The following is a 19,434-nucleotide window of genomic DNA, read 5'->3' on the forward strand; positions in this document are numbered from 1 at the left end:
GTGCGGCACGATGAAAAGAAAGGCGAATACCATGCCGCAGTCGGCCGAAAAAATTCTCGACCACGCGCCCCTGTTCCGCGAGCCGGAATACAGGCGAATGCTTGCCGAAAAGAAGCTGAATTTCGAATGTCCGCACCCGGACCAGATCGTTACCGATCAAGGCGAGTTCACCAAGAGCTGGGAATACAGGGAGAAAAATCTCGCCCGCGAAGCCCTCGTGATCAATCCCGCCAAGGCCTGCCAGCCGCTCGGCGCCGTCTTTGCTGCCGCCGGCTTCGAGCGGACCATGTCCTTCGTCCATGGCAGTCAGGGCTGCGTTGCCTATTACAGGTCGCACCTTTCACGACATTTCAAGGAGCCTTCGTCGGCGGTTTCGTCCTCCATGACCGAAGACGCCGCGGTATTCGGCGGGCTGAAGAACATGGTCGATGGGCTCGCCAACACCTATGCGCTCTACGACCCGTCGATGATTGCCGTCTCGACCACCTGCATGGCGGAGGTCATCGGCGACGATTTGCACGGCTTCATCGAAAACGCCAAGAACGAAGGCTCGGTCCCCTCCGACTTCGATGTTCCTTTCGCCCACACACCCGCCTTTGTCGGCAGCCACGTCGACGGCTATGACGGCATGGTCAAGGGCATCCTGGAGCACTTCTGGAAGGGCAGGGAGCGCAAGGAACCGAACGGCACCATCAACATCATTCCCGGCTTCGACGGGTTCTGCGTCGGCAACAACCGCGAGCTCAAGCGCCTGCTCAACCTCATGGGCGTGTCATATACCCTCATCCAGGATGCATCCGACCAGTTCGATACTCCCTCGGACGGCATGTATCGCATGTATGATGGCGGCACAACGATCGGAGACGTCAAGGAAGCTCTTGGCGCCGACGCGACACTATCGCTGCAGCACTACAACACCCGCAAGACGCTGGAATATTGCAAAGAGCTCGGACAGCCGACCGCTTCCTTCCATTATCCGATTGGCGTCGCCGCGACCGACGAATTGCTGATGAAAATCTCGGTGATTTCCGGCAAGGATATTCCTTCCGCGATCGGATTGGAGCGCGGGCGGCTCGTCGACGCCATGGCGGACAGCCAAGCCTGGCTGCACGGAAAGAAATACGCGATCTACGGCGATCCAGATTTTGTCTATGCGGTGGCCCGGTTCGTGATGGAAACCGGCGGCGAGCCGATACATTGCCTTGCCACCAACGGCACATCCGCCTGGGAAGACGAAATGAAGGCATTGCTGGCATCCTCGCCTTTCGGAAAGGATGCCAAAGTCTGGGCGGGCAAGGACCTCTGGGCACTGCGCTCGCTGCTCTTCACCGAACCGGTGGACCTCTTGATCGGCAATTCCTATGGCAAGTATCTGGAGCGCGACACCGGCACGCCGCTGATCCGCCTGACCTTTCCGATTTTCGACCGGCATCATCACCATCGCTTCCCGCTGATGGGCTACCAAGGCGGGCTGCGTGTCTTAACGACAATCCTCGACACGATATTCGACAAACTTGACCGCGAGACGAGCCAAACAGGTGTCACGGATTATTCCTATGACCTCACACGCTAACGGCAAACGATCGGCTCCGCCGCCAAGCGCCTTGCGATCGGCATCCAAGACCGTCGCAAGGCGCTCGCTCGATGCCAGGATCCAGGAGGTCTTCGACGAGCCCGCTTGCGAGACGAACCGCGGCAAAGATGCCAGCGTGCGCAAGAAGGGCTGTTCCAAGCCGCTCACTCCCGGGGCAGCAGCCGGCGGCTGCGCGTTCGACGGGGCAAAGATCGTGCTGCAGCCGATCACCGACGTCGCGCATCTCATTCATGGTACGCTCGCCTGCGAAGGCAATTCCTGGGACAACCGCGGTACTGCTTCGTCCGGCCCGACGCTTTGGCGCACGAGCTTCACCACCGATCTTACCGAACTCGACGTGGTGATGGGTCACGGCGAGCGGAAGCTCTTTAAAGCGATACGCGAGATCAAGGAAACATACGCGCCCCCGGCATTCTTCGTCTATTCGACGTGCGTTACGGCGCTGATCGGTGACGACATCGAAGCCGTCTGCAAGCGTGCTGCGGAAAAATTCGGGCTGCCGGTAGTGCCTGTCAACGCGCCCGGCTTTTCCGGCTCCAAGAACCTTGGAAACAAACTCGCCGGCGAGACGCTGCTCGATCATGTCATCGGCACCGTGGAGCCCGACGATGCCGGTCCCTACGACATCAATATTCTCGGCGAATTCAACCTCTCCGGCGAGTTCTGGCTGGTAAAGCCGCTTCTCGACCGGCTCGGTATTCGCGTGCGCGCCTGCATCCCCGGTGACGCGCGTTATCGTGACATTGCCTCGGCGCATCGTGCCCGGGCAGCGATGATGGTGTGCTCGACCGCCCTCATAAATCTTGCCCGCAAGATGGAGGAACTCTGGGATATTCCGTTCTTCGAAGGTTCCTTCTACGGCATCACCGACACGTCGCAATCGCTGCGGCAGATCGCTGAGCTGATCGTCAGGAAGGGTGCCGATCCGGAAATTCTTGCGCGCACCGAGGCTCTGATCGCAGAGCAGGAGGCGATTGCATGGAAAAAGCTCGCGGCATACCGTCCGCGGCTTCAAGGCAAGCGCGTGCTCCTCAATACCGGGGGTGTGAAGGCCTGGTCGGTCGCCCATGCGCTGATGGAGATCGGCGTCGAAATTGTCGGCACCTCGACCAAGAAGTCGACGGCCGAAGACAAGGAACGCATCAAACAGATTCTGAAGGACGACAACCATATCTTCGAATCGATGCGACCGAGCGAGCTCTACGACTTTCTCGCAGAAGGCAAGGCCGACATCATGTTGTCGGGCGGGCGCACGCAATTCATCGCGCTGAAGGCCAAAACGCCTTGGCTCGATATCAACCAGGAACGCCACCACCCCTATGCCGGCTATGACGGTATGGTCGAGCTCGTTCGCCAGATCGATCTTGCCATACACAATCCGATCTGGAGTGAGGTGCGAGAGCCGGCACCCTGGGAATGCCCACCTGTGCCGGAGGCTCGAGTGCCAAGCGGGCAGGGCAAGACCGAAACTTCCTGCCCTTCAAGAACGCCGTCGCCACTCTCGCCAGTGGCTTCCGCAACTGGTGAGGAAAGCTGATGGCATGCATTCTCCCGCAGACCAAGTCGGCGGCGGTCAACCCGCTGAAGTCGTCCCAGCCCCTGGGCGCGGCCTTGGCCTATCTCGGCGTCGATGGTGCTATACCGTTGTTCCACGGCAGCCAAGGCTGCACCAGCTTCGCGCTGGTGCTCTTCGTGCGCCATTTCAAGGAAGCGATTCCCCTGCAGACAACGGCGATGGACGCAGTGGCGACGATCCTCGGCGGCGCCGGCAATCTGGAAGAGGCGCTCCTTAATCTTAAAACACGCGCCAAACCGAAGCTGATCGGAATCTGCACGACGGCGCTGGTCGAAACCCGCGGCGAGAATTTCGAGGGCGATCTTGCCAATATCAAGTCGGAGCGTGCCGAAGAGCTAGCAGGTACCGAGGTCGTGCTAGCGAGCACACCGGATTTCGACGGTGCGATCGAGGAGGGTTGGGCAAAGGCCGTCACCTCCATGATCGAAGGCATTACGGCCCCAGGCGGGCGGCCCCGCGATCTGAAGAAGATTGCGATCCTCCCAGGTTGGCACCTGACGGTCGCCGATATTGAACTGCTGCGCGAAACGGTCGAAAGCTTTGGTCTCAAGCCCGTGATCCTGCCGGACGTCTCTGGTTCCCTCGACGGTACGGTTCCTGACGACCGTTGGGTGCCGACCACCTACGGCGGTACGAAGGTCGAGGAAATCCGCGAACTCGGTACCTGCTTCCAGGCGATTGCGATCGGCGAGCACATGCGCACGGCCGCCGCGGCGCTGCAGGCAAAGACCGGCGTGCCTTATGTCCTCTTCGAGCAGCTTGTCGGCTTAAAGGCAATCGACCGTTTCATGACCATGCTGGCGATGATCGCCGGCAATCCTGTGCCGGCCACGGTGCGGCGGCGCCGCGCCCAATTGCAGGACGCACTCCTCGACGGTCATTTCCATTTCGGCGGCAAGCGTGTCGCGATTGCCGCCGAGCCGGATCATCTTTTTCAACTTGCAACGTTCTTCAAGGGTGTGGGCGCTGAAATAGTCGCCGCCGTGGCGACCACCGGCACCAGCTGCATTCTGCAGAAGATGCCGGCCGACGCTGTGCAGGTCGGTGACCTTTCCGATCTGGAGACCATGGCGCGTCACGCTGGCGGTGACTTGATCGTGACCCATTCCCATGGCCGTCAGGCGGCCGAGCGGCTTGGCGTGCCGCTGATGAGGGTCGGCTTTCCGATCTTCGATCGGCTGGGCAGCCCGCATAAGAAAACCATTCTCTACGAGGGCGCGCGCAACTTTCTGTTCGAGGCCGCCAACATTTTCCAGTCGAACTGCCGCCGGCCGAGCCCCGAAGCGCTCAATCCCTTGCAAGATATGGAGGCAAAAAATGACCGCTGTCCGACGACTTTCACTCGTCACTGACGAGGGACCGGTACCTGCCCCAGAATGCCCGAAGGGAGTTCTGCGCGTTGCGATCGCGACGCAGGACCTGAAGAGGCTCAACGCACATTTCGGATCTGCCAAGCTTTTTGCTGTCTATGACGTCACCCCAACCGGTTGGGAAATCGTCGAAGCCGTCGATTTTGGCGAAGCAACTGACGAAAGCGGCAAGCACACGAACGACGGCGGCACTGATCGCATCACGATGAGGGTCGAGGCGTTGAAGGGATGTCATCTGCTGTTCTGCCTGGCGATCGGCGGCCCCTCCGCCGCGAAGGTCGTCGCGGCAAAAATCCATCCGATCAAAGTGCCGGAGCCATCGCCCATCGAGGAGGTCCTGACGCGCACCCAGACCATGCTGAAAACTGCCCCGCCGCCATGGCTGCGCAAGGTGCTTGCAGACGCCGGGATGGGTCTCGCCAAGCCGTTCTTCGACGATGAGGATTAAAGGAGATCGGAGATGACTTCGCCTATCAGCCTCGCCAACCCAGTCGCAGATGATGATAGCGACGCAATGGCAACCCCGTTCATGAAACGCCTGGTTCGCTTGGTGAGGGCCCAGGATACTCATGGGTCGTGGGATGGAAAATCGGACACCGACCTGCTTGCCGATTTCATTGTGACGAAGGAGCAGCGCCGCCAGATGCCAATCATCGGCGACCCCGATCCGGACGTGATTTGGAGGCTTCAGATCTTTTACACCTGCGTCGGCCTTGAAATCGAGGGGCATTCCGGCCTCGTCGCCTCCTCGATCGTGACGATGAATCCCGAGGGCTTCGGGCGAGTGGTTCTCACGACAGGGCGCTTGGTCGTTTTGTCGAAGACGCTCCGAGACGTGCATCGGTTCGGCTTCGAGACGCTTCGCAAACTCGCCGAGGCCGGCACGAAATTGGTCGATGATGCGATCGTCGCCATCAAAGCCTATCCCGACGTGGCGCGGGCGCCATGAAATCGGTTTTTGAGGAAAAAGATAATGTCAGACATTGTGGAGCAGCTTAAGAAGGTCCGTAAACTCCAGTCACGAGCGGCAACTGCGAAAATGGAGTTGCACGACCTTGCCGAGGACCTCCCGGTCAACTGGCCTAAGATCAAGACGATCGCAGAAAAAACGTTCGACGCGTTCGCCGAGTTGAACACGGCGAAGAAAGAGCTTGCGGTATTGGAGGAATCCCGATGACGGGGTCTTTCGTTACCCGCGATGGATCCAACTGGATGCCGGAGTATCTGACCGGCATCGATGGTAAAACTTGCATCGGCTGCGGCCGCTGTTTCAAGGTCTGCTCGCGCGACGTCATGCACCTTTACGGCGCCAATGAAGGGGGTGAAATCCTGGGCATCTGCGATGACGAGGACGACGACTTCGATGGCGAACTCAGTCGTATGATTATGGTCGTGGACCAGGAAGGGCGCTGTATCGGCTGCGGCGCCTGCGTCCGCGTCTGCCCGAAGAACTGTCAGCTTCATATAGCGGCTGACAAGCTCGCTTCATGTGCTGGCGCATAAACCTGGAGAACGACGGTGCCTTTTGCAATTTTCTGTCGCCTCCTGCAACTAATCACGTGCGTCAGCCTTCTAGGCACTTACCTCGTTTCCCATTCCATCCTCAGAGCAATGGTCACGACGTTGGGTATTTGGCTCCTTCTTCAGGTGGTCTATTTCGCAAGCGTGCTCTTCCTGATGTGGCGAGCTAGTTGCGCTTCAAAGAGGAGCCGGCGGGTCTTGCGGTTCGATGATCGCGAGGAAATGCGCTACCGGCCAGAGCATTGCGAGAAGAAACACTGAACTACTCCGATGTCCTCCCAGCTTGGCTCGATGGTGCGGTTTGCTGCCCTTGAGGGCCGGGAATTGATCAGTTGTGAGCCTCGGGCTGCTTAGAAGGGACATTGATCATCGAGCATGACGTTATTGGAGCAACTACACGACATGACCGTCGGCGATCGCTTCCAGTGTTGCAACTGAGAGTTTATTGTTTGTTTCATCGGCATTGACGTTGAAGCTGTGAGCACCGGCCTGGATTGCGTCGTCTCGATGCCAACGAAGGCAAGGGGACAATGGGATCTTTGGAACGTGGGAGGGTGCCGTTAGTCGCTTAAGGATCGCGCATAACTGACTGGATTTAAAGCCACATTGGAAGAGATAAATGCTGAAAAATTTCGAACGATATCCGCTTACCTTCGGTCCTACGCCTATCGAAAAGCTCGATCGCCTCAGCGAGTATTTAGGAGGCAAGGTGGAGATCTATGCCAAGCGCGAGGACTGTAACTCGGGTCTGGCGTTCGGCGGCAATAAGCTCCGCAAACTTGAGTACATCATTCCAGACGCAATCGCGTCCAATGCCGATACGCTCGTCTCCATTGGTGGCGTGCAGTCCAACCATACGCGGATGGTCGCCGCGGTTGCCGCCAAGATCGGCATGAAATGCCTTCTGGTGCAAGAGGATTGGGTACCATATGAGGACGCTGTATACGATCGCGTTGGCAATATCCTTTTAAGCCGGATCATGGGAGCAGAGGTGCGGCTGGTCGATGACGGCTTCAATATCGGCATCCGCAGCAGTTGGGAACGGGCGCTCGACGACGTCAAGCAAAAAGGCGGCAGACCCTATGCGATCCCAGCGGGTGCCTCTGTCCACAAATATGGCGGTCTCGGCTATGTGGGCTTTGCCGAGGAAGTTCGCGCGCAGGAAAATCAGCTTGGTTTTGCCTTTGACTACATCGTGGTCTGCACGGTGACGGGCTCAACGCAAGCCGGCATGGTCGTCGGGTTCGCCAAGGATGGGCGACAGCGCAACGTGATCGGTATCGATGCTTCGGCAACCCCCCTCCAAGCCCAGTCGCAAGTGCTCAACATTGCCCGCCAAACTGCAAAGCTCGTCGAACTCGAAAGGGAAATCGCCAACGATGATGTGGTATTGCTCGCGGACTACGCGCACCCCCGTTACGGCATTCCTTCCGAGGAAACAACGGAAGCCATCCGCCTTTGTGCGCGGCTGGAAGGGATAATTACTGATCCCGTCTACGAGGGCAAATCAATGCAAGGCATGATAAATCTCATTCGCAAAGGCTTCTTTCCAGAGGGATCAAGGCTCCTCTTTGCGCATCTCGGCGGCGCGCCGGCGATCAATGCTTACAGCTACACGTTTCGCAACGGCTGATCCCGAACGAAATAGTCTCATGCGGGCCCTGAAAATTGAAGGTTCCATGGATGCGCCAACAAGCAATAGTACTGCGGGTGCAGCCCTTTTTCCAATCTCAGCAATATGAAAATCCGCTACTATCAGCGACATTGCCATACCGTTGGCAAGCAAAAAATCCTCCGCCGAAAACGCCAAAATCAAGCACTGTTTTAATCACAATGCCTACTCTATTGGGGTGCGCCTATTTTGACTGATCAAGACGCAGCCAAATTGGCGCCGCAGACACGGCCAGGTTCGGGCCGATCCCGCAATTACGAATCCGATTTCTCGGAAAGCGCGTAGCCAACAGATCTTACAGTCCGTATTAGATCGCGGTCGCTGTCCCTATTTAGGGCCGCGCGCAAGTTACCAATGTGAACATCGATGGTGCGAGGCCCGATATGAACGGTATGCGGCCAAGCTGCATTCTTTAGTTCATCTCGCGAGTACGCCCGGTATGGGTTTCTCATAAAGTGCTCCAGCAGGCGGAACTGGGTTGGAGCGAGATGAATCGTCCGGCCGTTTCGGCGCACACGATGCGTGGCCACATCCAATTCAATGTCCTGAAAGGCAAGCAGTTCTTGATGCCTTGGAATGGAACTCCGACACGAGCCGTCCAAGATTCTGCGGATGCTTGTGAGCGCTATCTCTCGCGATCGGCTAACATGCTCATTGTCATCGAAGGCGAGCCTGTCTTGTTGAGTTACTTCATCAGCAACCTCCGCAATCGCAATGATCGACATTGACCGCGCCCGAGAAAGACGCAGGCGAATACAGAGCGTCTGCGTCTCAACGTCAGAGAAATGCATCCCAAGAAACACCACATCTGGCGTCGCCTCTTGCAAGTGTTTGGCAAGGGCGTTCCCATGGCTGGTATTGATGTACTTACATGCGCATTCCAAGAACTGACCAGAGCAATCGTCTGGTGCATTGATCAGCACCGCCGCTGAGTGGAAATCCCGATTGGTATCGTCCTTCGACATCGCGTGAAATCCTTGAATTAAAGTTCGGCCGACCTTCAGGTTTTTTCGCCAACAGAGTTTGCACTTATCTCCAAAATCCAGTTTGTTGAATTGCGGCTTGCGCCGAAGCCTTCCATTACGGCACGTCAACGAATGGGTTTGATCCTGGAGGGAGTTCACTCATCAGTCGGCGATTTTGCAGATAACCGTGCACGCGTCGTGCCAACGAAAAGATTGTTTTGAAACAATCCCATGGCTGTAACACTGAGCGCACATGTTCGAAATCTCGGACTTGGGCGCTTTGCCACTAAAGCAAAAAATACTCAAACTGAATCTGAAGCCAGCGACTTCGCACTAATATGCGCTTTCGGTTTGGCGAAGAAATGGATGTGTCAGCGGCAGGAGAACAGCCATGCACCCTTGATGCGGACCATCTATTCGGCTTGAGGATCTATGATGCTTTCGCCGTCGCCGATGGCTGCGCACAGCGTTTGGACATGAACCTCGAAGAGGCGCTGATCCACCGCCCAGTCAACTATCTGATTAGGGAGTGGATCGAGGACGATGCAGAGTTAGTCTTATCGTATGTGCACAGTCCGAGGGCACTGCTAATGGAGAAATGTGCGATCGTTATCCCAGGCCCCCGACATATTAAATTAACTGCAAAAGAGCGCTTCTCAGCGCGCGCAGTTATGGTCGGCGGCACGTCCGTTCTGCAAGGTTTATTATCTCAATTGGCACGTGTTGGCGTGCAAAAGACGATTATCCTTGGACTAGGAGGCATGGGCGAGGTCGACCATCGTTTCTGTCACGAGCTGTATGGTATGGAACTCCGCGTACGCCCACTGCGCAGGCCATATCCGGGACGCCTTATTGACGTGGCAACGGCAGAGGAAGTTGCTGACGTCAATGGGGTCGTTCTGATATTTACCGAGGATATGACGATCAGTTTCACGATGCTGGAGCGCTTGGTGCGGTCATCATATCGCAACATTGTGGTTGTTGGCCAGGTACTCGGTAAACGATCGCTACGAGTGCTGACGGGCAAAGCGCAACGCCTTACAGCAATTATACCCGAAGGCTCCGACAGCAATGAAAGTGGGTCTGCAGATTTGAGCCTCGTCGGCGTTTATAAATTTGACGCGGCGTTAGTTCGGAGGATTGCGCGGAGGCGGCAACGTCGCTCGCATGACGATCCGGAGTTCTTTGAAGCAGCCTTTGGGTTTCACGGTCATCCAATCTATGTCATGTGTGCCGATCCGAGCGAAATGACGGTGAACAACGACATCCATACAGCCAGATTTTGAGTGCCGCATTTGAAGAACCTCGCCCAACGCTTTTCCTTCCGCGCACGCAATCTTTGATGCCCCAGATGCGGTCCCTGTTTTCGAAATGCAAAGCTTGGTGCCTGACACCAAATTGCGCGTATGCCAAACCACCGAGTTGATTCCTTCTTTCTTCGTAAGCGGTTAGCTCAGGGCGTGTGACCTGAAGTTCCATGGCATGAGGGCGTCTATTTCTGAGACGGGCCAGCCTTGAGCGATGCGAGTCAATGTCTGGGAGAGCCAGTCGAGGGGATCGACGTTGTTCATTTTGGCTGTCTGCAAGAGAGTGGCCACGGTCGCCCAGGTCCGTCCGCCCCCCTCACTTCCGGCGAATAGACTATTTTTTCTCGTAATTGTCTGGGGTCTGATCGCGCGCTCGACAATGTTGGAGTCGATTTCGATACGACCGTCCGTCAGAAAGCGCTCCAACGCCTCGCGCCGGGTGAGAGCATAGCGGATTGCTTCGGCGGTCTTGGACTTACCGGAGACTTTACCGAGCTCTCTTTCCCAAAGATCGAAGAGCCTTGCGACAATGGCTGTGGACTTTTCCTGACGAAGTGTGGAGCGGCTGTCGGCGTCCTTGCCCCGAACCTCATCCTCGATGCGCCAGAGCTCGGTCATTGCCATAACCGTGTCCGTGGCGGCCTGAGAGACACCGCTAATGTGCAGATCGTAAAACTTGCGTCGAAGATGTGCCCAACTTGCGTCAGGCAAGTCCCGGAACGGGGGATGAATACGAAAGGAGGTGAGAGCCGAACAGAAACCGTTCGCAGCGATCCAGCGGGTTCAACGCCCGTCCGGCAAAGGCGCAGCCCGCCAGCCGGAAGCGAGTCTTGCATGGATGGCGGCAACGTCATTCGTGAAGCGTAGACAGCGGATGATGAAGCGGCGGGGTAAGCCCCGATATCATGGTTTGTGACGACGCCTTCGGAGTGTTGGGACCGGGGGCAGCATCCGACTTGCCGGTATTGGCGAGGCAGGCGGGGTCGTCCGGGGTCTTGGGCCACCGCAAAGTCATGGGATGGATCGCCGGGGAACCTGAGAGATCCCACTCACGCCCAAGGAAGCAATGCCGGAAACGGGGTGCCGGCTGACATAAAAGACTCCCGGCCCTACGACAGCCCTGCATGTCGGAGGGAGCGCCTCGGCGGACACAAATATGCAGGGCCGCATGGACCCGGAAGGCGAAGCAATAAGCCGACGGGCAAGCGTGAGCGGGAAGTCGTAGCACCCTCATATTACCAATGAGCGCGGGGAACCGTGTCCGGCGGGACCCGAAGGAGGAAAGGGGGGTGTCACGGAACCAGAACCACTGACAGGAAACATCGGAGGGGACCCTGAGCCCTACAAACGTGTACACGAAACGGCAGTGGATAGCCGAACAGGCGAGGGAGCACCCGGAGAGGGTGTTCACATCCTTGCACCATCTGATTGATCTCGACTGGATGTTCGAGGCGTGGGCTCTGACGCGCAAGGATGGCGCGGCGGGCATCGACGGTCGCACGGCTGACGACTATGAGAAGGATCTCGGGGCGAGATCTTGAAAGCCTCCGGATCCGGATGATGTCGGGCAGTTACCGCGCACCCCCGGTGCGACGCCACTACATCCCCAAGGCCGATGGGTCCCGGCGACCTCTGGGCATCCCGACCGTCGAAGATAAAGTGGCGCAACGGGCAATCGTGATGCTGCTGGAGCCGATCTACGAGGAGGACTTTCTGGACTGCTCGTTCGGGTTCCGGCCGGAACGGTCGGCGCATGACGCCATCCGCACCTTGCGCGATGGCATCATGGACACCGGTCAGCGATGGGTGATCGACGCGGATATCTCGAAGTATTTCGATAGCATCGACCACGGGCATCTACGCAGCTTTCTCGACCTGAGGATCAGAGACGGCGTCATCAGACGCATGATTGACAAGTGGTTGAACGCGGGGGTGCTGGACCAGGGCACCCTGAGCCGATCGGTAGCTGGAACTCCACAAGGCGGAGTGATCAGTCCGCTTCTCGCGAACATCTTCCTCCACCATGTGCTGGACAGGTGGTTCGTGGAGGTGGCGAAGCCTCGCCTAAAACGGAGGTGCCAGATGGTGCGGTATGCTGACGACTTCGTCATGAGCTTCGAGGATTACCTGGACGGCCGGCGTATGCTGGCCGTGCTGGGCAGGCGTTTCGAGCGGTATGGGCTCCGGCTCCATCCCGACAAGACGCGCTATGTGGACTTCCGTTTCCGGCGCCCGCATGGGCGGCACCCGGCAACGAGTGCCACCAGTTTCAACTTTCTCGGCTTCACCCATGTCTGGGGGCAGTCGCGGAAGGGGAAGCCGGTGGTGCGGCAGGTCACGGCCAAGGATCGGTTTGCGCGAGCCTTACGGGCAGTCAGGGAATGGTGCCTCAAACACCTGCACCTGTCGCTCACGGTTCAGCACCGACATCTGACCCGGATGATGCGAGGCCACTACGCCTACTATGGGATCACGGGCAATGGACGGCGTCTGAGGTGGTATCACCATCAGGTCGAGCGCATCTGGAAAAGCGGGCTCTCACGCCGCAGCCGATCTGGAAAGCCGAACTGGAATCGGATGGCGCAGGTCCTTGACCGGTTTCCCTTGCCTTCAACCCGGATCGTACATCAGTGGAGCCGTCCCTGAGCGAAACTGGACTGTGAGGAACCGGATGCGGGAAATCTGCACGTCCGGATCTGTGAGGGGCGGGGCTCGGTAACGACCCCGCCTACTCGGCATCCTGCGAGCTGGATCATTTCGTTGCTGCCGATTTTCGCCCGTGTCTTGGCGAGGCTGGTATAGGCCGAGTAGCCATCCACCTGCAGGATGCCGCTAAATCCGGAGAGATGACGCATTACGCAATCTGCGCCTCTGCTGTCTTCAAAACGATAGGCCACCATCGGCGGGCTGGTTCCACCATAGGGGCGATCGTCACGCGCATAAGCCCAAAGCCAGGCCTTGGTGGTTTTACCCGAACCGGGAGCAAGAGTGGGCAGGGTCGTCTCGTCGGCAAATATCCTCTCGCCCTCCTTGACCCTCTCGAGGATATAATCGGCGAGCATCTGCAGTTCGAAGCCCAGATGCCCCATCCATTGGGCCATCAGCGACCGGCTGATCTCGACGCCGTCGCGCATGTAGATCGCTTCCTGCCGGTAAAGGGGAAGACCGTCGGCATATTTGGATACGGCGATATAGGCGAGCAGCCGTTCCGTCGGCAGGCCGCCTTCAATGATGTGTGCCGGTGCCAAAGCCTGGACGACGCCGTCGCCGCCCCGGAACGCATATTTGGGACGCCGTGTCACGACGACCCTGAACTTCGGCGGCACGACGTCCAGCCGCTCGGAGCGGTCCTCGCCGATCAGCACTTTTTCCAGCCCCTCGAACCCGGCCGGGATTTCCGGTTCGATGACCTCCTCAATGCGCTCGAGATGTGCGGCAAAACCCTTGCGTGGACGCGGCGTTCGTTTCGGCTTGTCCTTGGCCGCGCGGTCGAGTTCGCTCTGGATCGCCGAAAGGCCCGTTTCGACCTCTTCGAACGCAAACGAGACCTGCTCGTCATTGACACCAAGGCGCAGCCGTTCTGAGCGCTTGCCATTTTGCGTGCGCTGCAAAACCTTCATGATCAAGGTCAGGTTGGCAATCCGCTCGTTCGCGCTTTTCTCCACCGCCTCCAATCGGGCAATCTCAGTCTCGGCGGCCTTCAGCCGGGCTTCCTTCGCAGCCTGCTCACGCACCAACGCGAGAACCATCGCTTTCAGCGCGTCAACGTCGTCCGGAAGGTCGTTAAGGGGCAAATCCATCGGGTCAAGTAGAGCACAAAAGTAGCCACTTTCCCAATCATTACAGCAGCATGATTCATCTTGCCACAGGTCGGCTTCAGCCTGTTAGTAATGGCCGCCGGACATGGACCGGCCGGATCTTCTTCCAATCCAGACCGGCCAGAAGCGCCATCAATTGCGAATGGTCCAGGCGTATCCGTGCCGCCGATATGCCCGGCCAGCAAAAGCTCTGCTCTTCGAGCGTTTTCGAGTATAGGCAGACACCGCTACCATCCCACCAGACGATGCGAACACGGTCCGCCCGTTTCGACCGGAACACATAAAGCGCTCCGTTGAACGGGTCGAGACCACCATCTCTAACCAGAGCCATCAAGGATGCCGCACCTTTGCGAAAGTCGACAGGCTGGCACGACACGTAAACAACGACACCGGATCCGATCATGCCTTACGGACCGCCCGAAGTATCTTCGAAAGGTGATCAGGCTCTATATCGCTCGCGACGCGCACCATGACACCACCGATGACGATTTCCACCGTAGAACTTGCCACCGGCTCAACGCGCGCGAACTTGATCTCCTCCTTTGGGGCTTCCGTCACAGGCGCGACCATACCCGACGACAGTGCCTTGCGACGCCACCCGTAAAGCTGCGAGGGATCCAATCCCTCGGCACGTGCGATTGCCGACACATTGGCTCCAGGCAACAACGTTTCGGCGATCAACCGCTCTTTCTCCACGTCCGACCAGTCGCGCGGCTTGCGCCGCGTTCGCACCGGCGTCGCAGTCAAAACCTCGAATGTTCGTGGCTGATTCACACTGTCGCTCATAGGATTCCTCGCATGATTCACGCAGAAGATTCCCGATCAGCAGGCTAAATGATACGTGGGATTGCCTACTCGCTTACCTTTCTTCGAGCACTTTCATACATAGAACGTCGCGAAGTTGGGGACTCACAACAGACACTATTGTCAGGTTTGTCCGGCCAGTGTCGATACCGGATCAATACTCCCCAGAAGTGGGCTCTTCCGCAATTTCGGTGCAACTCAGGTGCCGATGATACGTGAACGCAGGAGGTCCATCCCGGCTCTTCCATACATGGATCGCTTGATGAGCTTTAGCTTGTTGATCTTGCCTTCAACTGGCCCAGTACTCCATGGCAACGTCAATGCAGCTTGCACCGCCTCGACGTCGCGACGAATCCCGCGCGCGAACGAAGACATCGGCCCAGTTGCGGCATCATGTAACCACGGCTTGAGCGCGACGGTTTCCCGATTGCAGATCATGGACTGGAAGCGTCGTGCCAGATCGGCAGCAGTGGCAACGTCAGGTGAGGCCGAGGAAATCGCGTTCACAAAAGCGCGCTCGTTCCGCGGGAGAGTATCGGCTTCGGCTGTCAGAAGACGAACGGTTAGCCGGGATGAAGGCGTGCGCCATGAAGATTTGCGCGAGGCCCGAGACAATATAGGTGCGGGGACGCCGTCGCGCAGCCTTACCTTTACCCACTGGCGAAAGGTCTTTACACTCTCACGATAACCGCGATCGCACACCTCCCTGTAAAGTCGCGTCGCATTGCGGCAGCCTTCAAACCAGCGCCTGCGGACGTAGTCTGCATGGGCATCGGCCGGATTCTCCGTGAATACCGTGCGCTCCCATGTCCCAGGTTGATTGTCTTTCAGCCATTTCCGTATGGTTTTGAGGTCGATGCCAAGCTCACGCTTGATCGCCAGTTGGCTCCAGCCCATACCATTCAGGCGGATGACCTCCTCAAAAAGAGCACGCCGATCTTGATGCCGATTGTTCTGCTGTCGTGCTGCGCGTCCTTGGAGCAGCCCTTCTTTCCCGCGCTCGCGGCGCATTTGATCATCCGTATCAATCTGCGCCATAAGCGCCTTTCCGACATCCCGAATAACGCGGTATTGTCGCTCCACAACATTCTGCAAGGCATCGGAACAGTTGCGCAGGAGATGCCAACGATCGGCGATCTGCTGCGCTTTCGGCGCTCCCTCACGGGCGCCACGCGCATAAGCACCGGCCCGGTCCCGAGCGATGACTTCAACGCCGGGATGATCGGCAAGCCATCCTGAGAGCGTGTCCTTCTCGCGGTCTGGCAACAGATCAACGACATTGTTCGTTTCGAGATCGACCAGGATCGTTCCATAGCGTTGTCCGCGACGCCAGGCCCAATCGTCTACGCCCAGGATACGCGGCGCTTCGCAATTCCCAGAGGGTTGCGTCCGCGCAATCCGCAAAATGGTGTCGGCGCTCACAGGCATGCCAAGACGAGTGACCAATCTCATGCCCGCCTCTCCTCCCAACGCCATGCCGATACTGCGATGCACGTCTCCCAGGCGTCTGGTGCGCCGGCAATAGCGCCAGGTCACATCACCAACGTTCTCGGCAAATATGCGCCTGCGGCATCTCTCGTTGCTGCAACGCAGGCGCCGGACATGCAAGATTATCGTGACCGCTCGCCCTTGCCACGGCAGGTCCGCGAGGTGTCGTTCGTAACGACTATGAACACGATGCGAGGCCTTGCGGCAATCCGGGCATTTGGCTCCTGTCGATCGGAAGCGACAATCGATCGATATAGCCCCTCTCGACTGCTGAACGTGATCGACGACCAAAGACGGCGGGATCAACGGTAGAATGCGCTTCGCCATTTCCATGCTCCTGCTGATTCGTGTGTCGAATCAACAGGATTCAGAAAGTTGCACCGAAATTGCGGAAGAGCCCACTTCTGGGGAAATTTCATCCGGCATTGACAAGCCAGAGCGCGGCGTACTCGGCTGCTTTGCTGCTGCATTTTATATAAACGGCTAAAAAAATTGGTAGAGGCTCCGTGGGGGTTCTTTTCAGCAAGATTGGCACGACTCTTGAACTACGGAATTCCGAGCCCTCGGAAAAAACGGGAGGAAAGCACGATGTCAGCTCTTCCACAGCCCGCTTTCAAAGCTTTAGCGATAACGTTCGCCGAAGGCTCGGAGAGCCGTGGCCGCTCAGGGCCAGCGACGTCACGCACTGACGACAAAATGGCGTGCCATTATTTGACCGAGAGCGAGAATCGATTGTTTAGGGACGGTTGCGGTTCCACTCAAGTGAGTAAGCAGACCGGCCAAGTTGCCGATGTGATTTCCTCGGACCTCTCGCCGCCTTCTCAAGCTATAAACAGAGGGGAATTTGCAGTCCAGTTCGGCCGATTTCTTGACCAGACACATGGCATCGCTCAGTCTAAACAGTTATTTGAGCACTTATCAGCTTTCGCTCTGAATTTCGGCTGTACGTGGATAGCCTACGGTCCTCTTACAATCGAGCGCAAGGTTTTACAGCCGGTTCGACGCCCTTCACTTGAGATCCTGAACTATCCTGATGAATGGCAGAAGCGATGTCTCGAAATGGGTTATGATCGGAAAGCTCCCATTATCAAGGAAAGTCGAATGCGATCAGGCCCTATCCAGTGGAGAGAGGCATACGTTGGCCCTAGCACAACTCCAAACGAACGGCGTATCTTCGACGAGGCTGCAAGCTTTGGCGTAAGGTCAGGCATTACTATTCCCTTGCGCAGCTCGGCTGGAAGCTTCGCCATCATGAGCTTTGCCCAGCAAATTGAGCGTGAATACCACCACAGGGCAATCGCCTACTTACAACTTGCGGCGATACATTTCCATCTGAGACTTGCAAATGTCGCGGATTCGAATCCCATGGAGAAAGTGCCTGAGCTCTCGCTTAGGGAGAAAGAATGTATTCTCTGGGTAGCACGGGGAAAGTCGTCATGGGACATAGGAATTATTATGAATATATCCGAAAACACTGTTAATTTTCACATTAAAAACGTCATGCGAAAGTTGGACGCTGCCAGTAGAACGGTCGCGGCTATTAAGGCAATAAATCTGGGATTTATCGAGCTGTAGGAGGCGATTGTTCGTCTCTAGGCGGCAGTGCCGCCACTGCCGCAGCTCTGTTTTCCTGCGACAGGCCAATAATAAGCAAATAGGAACACTATCATTCTAGGTAGGAGCACAGTTAGCAATGGTCATATAGAGTTGCGGAAACTTTCCAAATTGACGCCGGATTTCGAGGCGTTGCTGAGATTTCGCGGTAATTGGCGTCAAGGGTACAGGCGCTGGGTCATGGCATCTGGTTGAGGAAATAATCGTGAGTAATGACCGCATTTCCAATTCCCTATTTGCTTTTGAAACCTTCGAATCGAACGTGCGATCCTATTCACGATCATTCCCCGTGGTGTTCACGAAAGCGGCAGGAGCCATCCTCGAAGACGAAAATGGTTGTGCGTTCATTGATTTTCTTTCCGGCGCGAGTGCCCTTAACTACGGTCACAACGATTCGTACATCCTAAGTGCTGCCGTGGAGTACCTGCAGTCAAATCGGGTTATCCATGCGTTAGACATGGCTACGTCGGCGAAAAGAGAGTTTATCGAGCTTTTTGACGAGCTGATTTTGCGCCCGCGTGGTCTTAGGTACAAATACCAGTTTGTGGGTCCCACTGGAGCCAACGCCGTCGAGGCAGCTTTGAAACTTGCACGCAAGGTCACTGGACGCCACAGCATCGTCTCATTCACCAACGGTTATCATGGGGTGAGCCTGGGCGCGCTTGCAGTAACTGGTAATCGATATTTCCGAGACGCGGCAGGTCTTCCTCCTTCCGGCGCGGTGTTCATGCCTTACGACGGCTATTGGGGCCCTGATCGGGATACTACGGAATATTTGGACAAAGTGCTTGCCGACCGTAGCAGTGGCGTCGATTTGCCCGCGGCCGTTATTCTTGAAACCGTTCAGGGTGAAGGCGGCATCAATCCTGCGAGCAGAAACTGGCTGCAGTCGCTCGAGCGGCTTTGCAGGAAGAATGGCATCCTGCTGATTATTGATGACATTCAGGCGGGCTGCGGACGAACTGGCGATTTTTTCAGCTTTGAGTTTGCGGACATTTCTCCAGACATCGTTCTTTTGTCGAAATCTCTCAGCGGTTGTGGGCTGCCGCTGTCACTCTTGCTGCTCAAACCCGAATTTGACGTCTGGCAACCAGGCGAACACAGCGGAACCTTTAGGGGCAACAATCTCGCACTCGTGACAGCGACCGCTGCTTTGCGAAAATACTGGACAAATGAAAACCTATCTAGAGAAGTTGTCGAAAAAGGATGCATTCTAAGAGAGCGCCTTCAGCAAGTCGCCCAAAGCAACCGAAATTCCAACATTGCCGTACGTGGAAGGGGCATGATGGTGGGGCTCGACTGCAGTACGGGCAAATTGGCGGCGCAAATCGTACGCAAAGCCTTTGAAGATGGGCTCGTAGTAGAGCGATGTGGCGCGGAAGATCACGTTATTAAGCTTCTTCCTCCATTGACAACTGAACGGCAGACCTTGGAGCGTGGCCTGGATATTCTGGAGAAATCCGTGCACTCAAGCGTGTAAAGCTATGCTTGGCTCTTGGAGGCATGGCAGAGCCAAAGCGATCAGGCGCCGGCATCGATTGTGGTTTGTGGGCACCGCGACTCGCGCGAACCGGCTCATCTACGGATCGCGCGGTCGCGGGCGTCTTGCAGGCGCTAACGCCTCGTAACCTGTTAGCGCTATAAAAAGTGCGACCCCCAAGCTTATTGGGTAACGAGGTCGCCTAAATGGGGCTAAGGCCCAGAA

The 19,434-nt window shown here is 57.0% G+C and carries 19 protein-coding genes and 2 pseudogenes; 15 read left to right on the plus strand and 6 right to left on the minus strand.

All coding sequences use genetic code 11. The features are described 5' to 3' along the window. The first annotated feature begins 31 nt into the window (after positions 1 to 31). The 9 genes from nifK to QA646_RS28155 all read left to right on the plus strand — a co-directional run bounded on the left by nifK (position 32) and on the right by QA646_RS28155 (position 7,694). A complete protein-coding gene (gene nifK, locus QA646_RS28115; RefSeq protein WP_283061004.1) occupies positions 32 to 1,573 on the plus strand; it encodes a nitrogenase molybdenum-iron protein subunit beta in 1,542 nt (513 codons plus the stop codon). Continuing rightward, entirely contained in the window at positions 1,557 to 3,131 is a 1,575-nt protein-coding gene (nifE, locus tag QA646_RS28120; RefSeq protein WP_283061005.1) for a nitrogenase iron-molybdenum cofactor biosynthesis protein NifE, read from the plus strand. The genes nifK and nifE overlap by 17 nt, the downstream gene beginning before the upstream one ends. Continuing rightward, entirely contained in the window at positions 3,131 to 4,522 is a 1,392-nt protein-coding gene (nifN, locus tag QA646_RS28125; protein ID WP_283061006.1) for a nitrogenase iron-molybdenum cofactor biosynthesis protein NifN, read from the plus strand. The genes nifE and nifN overlap by 1 nt, the downstream gene beginning before the upstream one ends. Continuing rightward, positions 4,488 to 4,988 carry a nitrogen fixation protein NifX gene (gene nifX, locus QA646_RS28130; protein WP_283061007.1) on the plus strand — a complete coding sequence of 167 codons (501 nt, stop codon included), beginning with the start codon at positions 4,488 to 4,490 and terminating at the stop codon, positions 4,986 to 4,988. The genes nifN and nifX overlap by 35 nt, the downstream gene beginning before the upstream one ends. A 12-nt stretch (positions 4,989 to 5,000) precedes the next feature. Then, positions 5,001 to 5,489: a NifX-associated nitrogen fixation protein gene (locus QA646_RS28135; RefSeq protein ID WP_283061008.1), complete on the plus strand. Its 489-nt coding sequence runs from the start codon at positions 5,001 to 5,003 to the stop codon at positions 5,487 to 5,489. 24 nt (positions 5,490 to 5,513) lie between these two features. Next, positions 5,514 to 5,717 carry a CCE_0567 family metalloprotein gene (locus QA646_RS28140; protein WP_260305790.1) on the plus strand — a complete coding sequence of 68 codons (204 nt, stop codon included), beginning with the start codon at positions 5,514 to 5,516 and terminating at the stop codon, positions 5,715 to 5,717. Next, the gene (gene fdxB / locus QA646_RS28145; RefSeq protein ID WP_283061009.1) at positions 5,714 to 6,043 is read left to right on the plus strand and encodes a ferredoxin III, nif-specific; all 330 of its coding nucleotides are present in this window, start codon (positions 5,714 to 5,716) and stop codon (positions 6,041 to 6,043) included. Before QA646_RS28140 ends, fdxB begins: the two co-directional genes overlap by 4 nt. A gap of 15 nt (positions 6,044 to 6,058) precedes the next feature. Next, a complete protein-coding gene (locus QA646_RS28150; protein ID WP_283061010.1) occupies positions 6,059 to 6,322 on the plus strand; it encodes an exopolysaccharide production repressor protein in 264 nt (87 codons plus the stop codon). A gap of 358 nt (positions 6,323 to 6,680) precedes the next feature. Continuing rightward, complete coding sequence (locus tag QA646_RS28155) at positions 6,681 to 7,694, plus strand: 1-aminocyclopropane-1-carboxylate deaminase (RefSeq protein WP_283061011.1); 1,014 nt, start codon at positions 6,681 to 6,683, stop codon at positions 7,692 to 7,694. 293 nt (positions 7,695 to 7,987) lie between these two features. On the opposite strand, the gene QA646_RS28160 is transcribed toward QA646_RS28155, so the two are convergent. Beyond that, on the minus strand, positions 7,988 to 8,698 hold the full coding sequence (locus QA646_RS28160; protein WP_283061012.1) for a winged-helix domain-containing protein: 711 nt from the start codon (positions 8,696 to 8,698) through the stop codon (positions 7,988 to 7,990). Positions 8,699 to 9,060: 362 nt separating this feature from the next. Between QA646_RS28160 and QA646_RS28165 the strand changes: the two genes are divergently transcribed. Beyond that, the gene (locus QA646_RS28165; protein ID WP_283061013.1) at positions 9,061 to 9,984 is read left to right on the plus strand and encodes a hypothetical protein; all 924 of its coding nucleotides are present in this window, start codon (positions 9,061 to 9,063) and stop codon (positions 9,982 to 9,984) included. Positions 9,985 to 10,146: 162 nt separating this feature from the next. Here the strand turns inward: QA646_RS28165 and QA646_RS28170 are convergent. Further along, positions 10,147 to 10,701: pseudogene (locus QA646_RS28170) on the minus strand (transposase); the annotation flags it as partial. A 719-nt stretch (positions 10,702 to 11,420) separates the two neighbouring features. Here QA646_RS28170 and QA646_RS28175 point away from each other — a divergent pair. Next, positions 11,421 to 11,546 (plus strand): hypothetical protein, encoded by a 126-nt coding sequence (locus QA646_RS28175; protein WP_283060575.1) that lies wholly within the window; start codon positions 11,421 to 11,423, stop codon positions 11,544 to 11,546. A 19-nt stretch (positions 11,547 to 11,565) separates the two neighbouring features. Continuing rightward, a complete protein-coding gene (gene ltrA / locus QA646_RS28180) occupies positions 11,566 to 12,651 on the plus strand; it encodes a group II intron reverse transcriptase/maturase (RefSeq protein ID WP_283060576.1) in 1,086 nt (361 codons plus the stop codon). 89 nt (positions 12,652 to 12,740) lie between these two features. Here ltrA and QA646_RS28185 read toward each other — a convergent pair. The 4 genes and pseudogenes from QA646_RS28185 to QA646_RS28200 form a co-directional block, all read right to left on the minus strand. Next, positions 12,741 to 13,805: pseudogene (locus QA646_RS28185) on the minus strand (IS66 family transposase); the annotation flags it as partial. 76 nt (positions 13,806 to 13,881) lie between these two features. Further along, positions 13,882 to 14,154, minus strand: a complete 273-nt coding sequence (gene tnpB, locus QA646_RS28190) for an IS66 family insertion sequence element accessory protein TnpB (protein ID WP_283060577.1) — start codon at positions 14,152 to 14,154, stop codon at positions 13,882 to 13,884. Between the two features lie 68 nt (positions 14,155 to 14,222). After that, positions 14,223 to 14,609 carry a transposase gene (locus QA646_RS28195; RefSeq protein WP_283060578.1) on the minus strand — a complete coding sequence of 129 codons (387 nt, stop codon included), beginning with the start codon at positions 14,607 to 14,609 and terminating at the stop codon, positions 14,223 to 14,225. Positions 14,610 to 14,825: 216 nt separating this feature from the next. Beyond that, the gene (locus QA646_RS28200; protein ID WP_349254275.1) at positions 14,826 to 16,448 is read right to left on the minus strand and encodes an ISL3 family transposase; all 1,623 of its coding nucleotides are present in this window, start codon (positions 16,446 to 16,448) and stop codon (positions 14,826 to 14,828) included. On the opposite strand from QA646_RS28200, the gene QA646_RS28205 reads away from it, so the two are divergent. From QA646_RS28205 to ectB, 3 genes are all read left to right on the plus strand, one after another. Continuing rightward, positions 16,429 to 16,602, plus strand: a complete 174-nt coding sequence (locus tag QA646_RS28205; protein ID WP_283060580.1) for a hypothetical protein — start codon at positions 16,429 to 16,431, stop codon at positions 16,600 to 16,602. The genes QA646_RS28200 and QA646_RS28205 overlap by 20 nt on opposite strands. A gap of 101 nt (positions 16,603 to 16,703) precedes the next feature. Continuing rightward, on the plus strand, positions 16,704 to 17,690 hold the full coding sequence (locus QA646_RS28210) for a LuxR family transcriptional regulator (RefSeq protein WP_283060581.1): 987 nt from the start codon (positions 16,704 to 16,706) through the stop codon (positions 17,688 to 17,690). 244 nt (positions 17,691 to 17,934) lie between these two features. Further along, entirely contained in the window at positions 17,935 to 19,209 is a 1,275-nt protein-coding gene (ectB, locus tag QA646_RS28215; protein WP_283060582.1) for a diaminobutyrate--2-oxoglutarate transaminase, read from the plus strand. Positions 19,210 to 19,434: the final 225 nt, after the last annotated feature.

Source organism: Rhizobium sp. CB3090 (genome assembly GCF_029714285.1).
Lineage (GTDB): Bacteria > Pseudomonadota > Alphaproteobacteria > Rhizobiales > Rhizobiaceae > Rhizobium.

Bases quoted from the DNA above. Each gene is read 5' to 3' on its own strand.
- nifK (WP_283061004.1), top strand. From the start codon at position 32: ATGCCGCAGTCGGCCGAAAAAATTCTCGACCACGCGCCCCTGTTCCGC.
- nifE (WP_283061005.1), top strand. From the start codon at position 1,557: ATGACCTCACACGCTAACGGCAAACGATCGGCTCCGCCGCCAAGCGCC.
- nifN (WP_283061006.1), top strand. From the start codon at position 3,131: ATGGCATGCATTCTCCCGCAGACCAAGTCGGCGGCGGTCAACCCGCTG.
- nifX (WP_283061007.1), top strand. From the start codon at position 4,488: ATGACCGCTGTCCGACGACTTTCACTCGTCACTGACGAGGGACCGGTA.
- QA646_RS28135 (WP_283061008.1), top strand. From the start codon at position 5,001: ATGACTTCGCCTATCAGCCTCGCCAACCCAGTCGCAGATGATGATAGC.
- QA646_RS28140 (WP_260305790.1), top strand. From the start codon at position 5,514: ATGTCAGACATTGTGGAGCAGCTTAAGAAGGTCCGTAAACTCCAGTCA.
- fdxB (WP_283061009.1), top strand. From the start codon at position 5,714: ATGACGGGGTCTTTCGTTACCCGCGATGGATCCAACTGGATGCCGGAG.
- QA646_RS28155 (WP_283061011.1), top strand. From the start codon at position 6,681: ATGCTGAAAAATTTCGAACGATATCCGCTTACCTTCGGTCCTACGCCT.
- QA646_RS28160 (WP_283061012.1), bottom strand. From the start codon at position 8,698: ATGTCGAAGGACGATACCAATCGGGATTTCCACTCAGCGGCGGTGCTG.
- QA646_RS28165 (WP_283061013.1), top strand. From the start codon at position 9,061: ATGGATGTGTCAGCGGCAGGAGAACAGCCATGCACCCTTGATGCGGAC.
- ltrA (WP_283060576.1), top strand. From the start codon at position 11,566: ATGTCGGGCAGTTACCGCGCACCCCCGGTGCGACGCCACTACATCCCC.
- tnpB (WP_283060577.1), bottom strand. From the start codon at position 14,154: ATGGCTCTGGTTAGAGATGGTGGTCTCGACCCGTTCAACGGAGCGCTT.
- QA646_RS28195 (WP_283060578.1), bottom strand. From the start codon at position 14,609: ATGAGCGACAGTGTGAATCAGCCACGAACATTCGAGGTTTTGACTGCG.
- QA646_RS28205 (WP_283060580.1), top strand. From the start codon at position 16,429: ATGCGCTTCGCCATTTCCATGCTCCTGCTGATTCGTGTGTCGAATCAA.
- QA646_RS28200 (WP_349254275.1), bottom strand. From the start codon at position 16,448: ATGGAAATGGCGAAGCGCATTCTACCGTTGATCCCGCCGTCTTTGGTC.
- QA646_RS28210 (WP_283060581.1), top strand. From the start codon at position 16,704: ATGTCAGCTCTTCCACAGCCCGCTTTCAAAGCTTTAGCGATAACGTTC.